The organism is Arthrobacter sp. Hiyo1 (genome assembly GCF_001263615.2).
Taxonomy (GTDB): domain Bacteria; phylum Actinomycetota; class Actinomycetes; order Actinomycetales; family Micrococcaceae; genus Arthrobacter.
Map to the genome: position 1 here is coordinate 981,170 of NZ_DF952469.1, position 5,022 is coordinate 986,191.

Consider the following 5,022-nt stretch of genomic DNA (forward strand, 5'->3'; position numbering starts at 1 on the left):
CAGGACGAGGCTGCGCTTTTCAGCAGAAGCAGTGCGCTGGACGTACCCTCCGCGCACAACCGGTCGGCCAACCGGGTCACCGAAGATCCGGAGACTTCAAGGACGTGCGCGAGGGCGCCGCTGGGCAGCGTCCCGTGGTCCTGGAGGGCGAACAGCATGCGCATCTGCGGCATGGACAAGTCCGTGACCTCCTCCACGCTGCGCATGGCGACGGCGAGCAAGTCGCGCGTGGCCCGCTGGAGGGCATCGATGTGGCGGTCGAGAGGATTTGGCATACGACAACTATTGCACAATGCAAGGGTTTGCTGCGGCCGCGCAGTCAGTTTCTGAAAGTGACAACAGTGAACAGGCTTCCTGGACTCCCGGGTGAACGCGCGAAGTAGCCCGCCGTTAATCCCCCGCGCGTGAAGAACCGGCTGGTGTCCCGGGCATGCCTCCCTCGGCCTGCCTGCCCCGCCGCCCGGGCGTGTTGTCCCTGTTGAATATTCCTGATCACGGGGTTCCGGTGAGCCGGAAACCGCGGTCCTGGCCCGTGAGGAGTCCCGCTTCTCGTACTGCCTTGCGCTGGCGGCGATCCACGGACCTGGTCGGACGATACGGGGACGAAGAGTTCATCTTGCTCTCGCCGGGAGTGGGCCGAAAGCATCGCGGCCGGCATCAATCGCTCTTGGTGGCAAGCAAAAGCCTCGACGACATCCATATCCCAACGGTGAGAAACGGAGTCACCTCAACTCAGTTCGATGCCGTCGACCTCACCCGCGATGATTGCCGCGGCCGACGCGGCAAGTCAGTCGGAAGGAACCGGGTGGTAAGGGCTTAACCCCTTGCACGATTGGGCGAAATTGCGAGGATTGGCCGCAGCCCGCATTGTGACCTACGACACAATATGGTGTGATTCGAACCACATTATCTTTCAACTTTGCCTTGCATACTCAGGTGTAGTCTGGTATAAGTCACCAGCGATGGTGCTGGTGCTGACCAAGGAGTCGTACCATGAGTGTCGAATCAAGTTCTGCCGCGGGAACCGTCCCGGTCGGAAGTGGTCACAGGACTGAAAATCCGCTATCAGTAACGAGCACTGAAGTCTCCCCCCAAGCGAGCAGCAGTCCTCCTTTTGCCGATCCGGCGGCCTTGGGTTTGGGGGCTTTCGCCATGACGACGTTCGTCCTGAGTGCCATTAATGCCGGCTTGATCGTCAAGGCCGATGAGCCCGTCGTCCTTGGACTTGCACTGTTCTACGGAGGCCTCGCACAATTCGGGGCAGGGATCTGGGAGTTTGCCAACCGCAACGTCTTCGGCGCAACCGCCTTCTGCTCGTACGGAGCGTTTTGGCTCTCGTTCTGGTTCTTGAGCCAGTTCAATGCAGCCAGCCTCCCCGCCGCTGATGCCGGCAAGGCAGTGGGCCTCTACCTGCTCGCCTGGGCCATCTTCACCGCCTACATGACCATTGCCGCTTGGCGGGTCAGCATGGGCGTCTTCGCCGTATTCGTTGCCCTGACCTTGACCTTCATCGCCCTGTTCATCGGCGCCTTCGCCGGGTCCGGTGCCATGACCATGCTTGGCGGCTGGCTGGGCATTGTGACTGCGCTCATCGCCTGGTACTGCTCCCTCGCGGTCGTCGCGAACTTTACGTTCAAACGAGTCCTGCTTCCTGTGGGACCACGGTGACCGGTGATGGCCGACTACCCGACAGAATCGGATGAGACCCTCGCAAACCTGCTGCACGAACAGCGCCGCTTCCTTCCGGAAGCCGGTTTTACCGCCCAAGCCAACGCCACGGTATCGGACTATGCCGAGTCCGACGCCGACAGGCTGGCGTTCTGGGCGCGGCAGGCGGAGCGGCTGGACTGGTCGCAAAAATGGACCGAGGTCCTGGACTGGTCGAACCCGCCATTCGCCAAATGGTTCATCGGGGGCAAGCTGAATGCGGCCTACAACTGCCTGGACCGGCATGTCGTCGCCGGCCGTGGAGACAAAATCGCCTACTACTTTGAAGGGGAAGGCGGAGATACCCGCACCATCACCTACGCCCAGCTCACGGACATGGTCTGCCAGGCAGCGAACACGCTGACTGATTTGGGCGTCACGGCAGGAGACCGGGTGGCCATCTACATGCCGATGATCCCGGAAACCATCGTGGCGATGCTGGCTTGCGCCCGGATCGGGGCTCCGCACACTGTGGTCTTCGGCGGGTTCTCTTCGGACGCCCTCCGCACCCGGATCCACGACTGCGACGCCCGGATCGTCATCACCTCCGACGGCGCCTACCGCCGCGGCAGGGCAACCGGACTGAAGCCCGCCGTCGACGAGGCCCTGCTGGACTGCCCGGACGTCCGAAACGTCCTCGTGGTCCGACGCACAGGCCAGGAGATCGACTGGACCCAGGGGCGGGATATCTGGTGGCACGAGTCGGTTGAGCTGGCCTCCACTGACCACCAAGCCGAAGCGTTCGATGCCGAGCATCCCCTGTACGTGATGTACACCTCGGGGACCACCGGCAAGCCCAAGGGCATCCTGCACACCACCGGCGGCTACCTCACGGCATGCGCCTATACGCACTGGGCGGTTTTCGATCTGAAGGCTTCCTCCGACATTTTCTGGACGGCGGCGGACATCGGTTGGGTCACCGGGCACAGCTACATCGTGTACGGTCCCCTGGCCAATGGCGCCACCTCCGTGCTGTACGAAGGGACTCCCGATTCCCCGCACCAAGGCCGCTGGTGGGAAATCATCGACAAGTACAAAGTTTCGATTCTCTACTGCGCCCCCACCGCCATCCGCACGTTCATGAAGTGGGGCGCCCAGATACCGTCAAAGTACAGCCTCCGGAGCCTGCGTGTGATCGGCACGGTGGGCGAGCCGATCAACCCGGCAGCGTACATCTGGTACCGGGAGAACATCGGGCACAACCGAACACCCGTTGTGGACACCTGGTGGCAGACCGAGACCGGATCCATCATGATCAGTCCACTCCCGGGAGTTACGGCAGGCAAACCAGGCGCAGCCATGAAAGCCCTGCCCGGGATCGTGGCCGACGTCGTCGATGACGCGGGCGCACCGGTTGCCAACGGTTCCGGAGGCTATCTGGTGTTGAAGGCGCCGTGGCCATCCATGCTGCGCACCATCTGGGGCGACGACGACCGGTACGTGGAGACCTACTGGTCACGCTTCCCAGGTCTCTACTTCACAGGAGACGGCTCAAAGAAGGACGAGGACGGAGATATATGGCTCCTGGGCCGGGTCGACGATGTGATGAACGTGGCAGGACACCGGCTCTCGACGACGGAAATCGAATCGGCCCTCGTCTCCCACGCGAAAGTCGCGGAAGCCGCCGTCGTCGGCGCCGTCGACGAAACCACCGGACAGGCGATCGTCGCCTTCGTCATCCTGCGCAGCGAAGCGGGCGACGGCGGCCCGGAAGTGGTGCAGGAGCTGCGTGAACACGTGGCCAAGGAAATCGGCAAAATCGCCCGGCCCCGGCAGATCATGGTGGTGGCCGAGCTGCCCAAAACACGGTCCGGCAAGATCATGAGGCGGCTGCTCAAAGACGTCGCACAGGACAGGCCGATCGGGGACGTCACGACCTTGGCGGACTCGTCGGTCATGGACCTGATCAAGGCAGGAATGCCGGGCGGCGCAGGAAGGCCGCGCTAGCGGGGGAACCCGGACGAAACAAACATCCAGACGACACAAAGGAGCCCTCCGGCCGACGTTTCCGCGGCTGGTAACGGGCCATCAAAGCATTTGACAGATTGAGGCACCCGGCCGAAGAAAACCCGGCCGCCCTTGTTTGGCGGGCAACAATGCTACGGCTTGGACCAGGGAAATCTTCAGCGAACTTTTCAGCGGGCGAACCTCCCTCCTGTACGCTGTGGGCGCAGAGAGACGACCGATACAAAAAATGGGGGGATGTTATGACTCGACCCGCGTACGTAACACAGTGCTACGGCTTTCAGGAGTTCGCATACCTCGTCAGATGTGCCGATCACACCAAAGACCGGGTTTTTCCCGGGCTCAAGGACGCGTTGGTTTTTGCGCAGAAGTACAACAACAAGCATCATCATGGCGCAGTTCCTTACTTCCGCGATTGGGGCAGCAGGCAAGTCGAATTCCTCGCCCAGGTGCCTCTCAAGGACCGCCGAGGGCAGACCGGTTGCTTGTGACTGCCAGGACTTACTTGCGATAACGGAAGGCCACGGGGGCGCTTCCAGCGGTCGTCCATGAATTTTCACTCTGTTTGGCGGTTGATCGCAGCACGCCGACGGCGATCGCGCTGGCAGCCGCGAGGCCAACGAAGCGGCACCCGAACACTGGCCACGGCAGCCGGGCGACGTCGCGAATGTGACGAGCGCAGGAGCGGGATCGCCGTCGTCGTCCGTCCAGCGGCTCGTGACGCACCACGCACGGCTGGGCAATTCGGGTTATCCGCGGCTGGAATTTGGGCGCCGCTCAGGGAACCCCCGCTGAGCACGGGCATCGAACCTCAAGGGGGCCAGCGGCGTCAAGGGATAGTGGAGAATCCATGCCAGGAACCGGGATTCTCTCCCGCCGCTGGTCCTGTCTATCAGGCGGACACCGAATTCGGGCCTGCGCGCAAGACCAAATTTCCTGTCATGAGTGAGGAAGGCCCAACCGTGGTTGCTGGGTTCCTCGCCATAGTCGCCTTGTTGGACGCCCGGGGCCGACAGCTCCGGGGCGTTATCCGGCGTCTCGTTCCCAGGTCAGGCCGAACGGCACGTCCTCGCTGAGGCCGACTGTGTATTTTCCTGCCCCGTGTCGGGTGATTAGGATGCCGCAGCGGCGTTCGGCGAGGGCCGCCTGCCGGACCGCTTCAACGGCTGCGGCGAGTTCGGTCTCCATAGCTGCCGCGTTTGAGACCGTGACTTCCAAAGTGGGCTTGAGCTGGGTCATGATCGGCGCGTCCTGTTCCGGTTGTGTCGAGTGGGTGCCCGAGGGCAAGGGCTCCGGGACCCTCGGGGGTGCAGGGGTTGTTCGTCCAGTCCCTGGCGGCGACCCCATGGG

5 protein-coding genes are annotated in these 5,022 nt (G+C 62.8%); 3 read left to right on the plus strand and 2 right to left on the minus strand.

Annotated elements, in window-relative coordinates; genetic code table 11:
• Positions 1 to 275 (minus strand): MarR family transcriptional regulator (locus AHiyo1_RS24630; protein ID WP_113990602.1); only part of this gene is annotated, 275 nt, incomplete at its 3' end.
• A 718-nt stretch (positions 276 to 993) separates the two neighbouring features.
• Here AHiyo1_RS24630 and AHiyo1_RS08815 point away from each other — a divergent pair.
• The 3 genes from AHiyo1_RS08815 to AHiyo1_RS25485 all read left to right on the plus strand — a co-directional run bounded on the left by AHiyo1_RS08815 (position 994) and on the right by AHiyo1_RS25485 (position 4,163).
• Positions 994 to 1,668 carry an acetate uptake transporter gene (locus AHiyo1_RS08815; RefSeq protein ID WP_084784433.1) on the plus strand — a complete coding sequence of 225 codons (675 nt, stop codon included), beginning with the start codon at positions 994 to 996 and terminating at the stop codon, positions 1,666 to 1,668.
• A gap of 6 nt (positions 1,669 to 1,674) precedes the next feature.
• Positions 1,675 to 3,654 carry an acetate--CoA ligase gene (gene acs / locus AHiyo1_RS08820; protein WP_059388312.1) on the plus strand — a complete coding sequence of 660 codons (1,980 nt, stop codon included), beginning with the start codon at positions 1,675 to 1,677 and terminating at the stop codon, positions 3,652 to 3,654.
• 260 nt (positions 3,655 to 3,914) lie between these two features.
• Positions 3,915 to 4,163: a hypothetical protein gene (locus AHiyo1_RS25485; RefSeq protein ID WP_059388313.1), complete on the plus strand. Its 249-nt coding sequence runs from the start codon at positions 3,915 to 3,917 to the stop codon at positions 4,161 to 4,163.
• Positions 4,164 to 4,698: 535 nt separating this feature from the next.
• On the opposite strand, the gene AHiyo1_RS08830 is transcribed toward AHiyo1_RS25485, so the two are convergent.
• Positions 4,699 to 5,022, minus strand: a 324-nt coding sequence (locus AHiyo1_RS08830; protein ID WP_253257221.1) for a hypothetical protein, incomplete at its 5' end; no start/stop codon positions are given.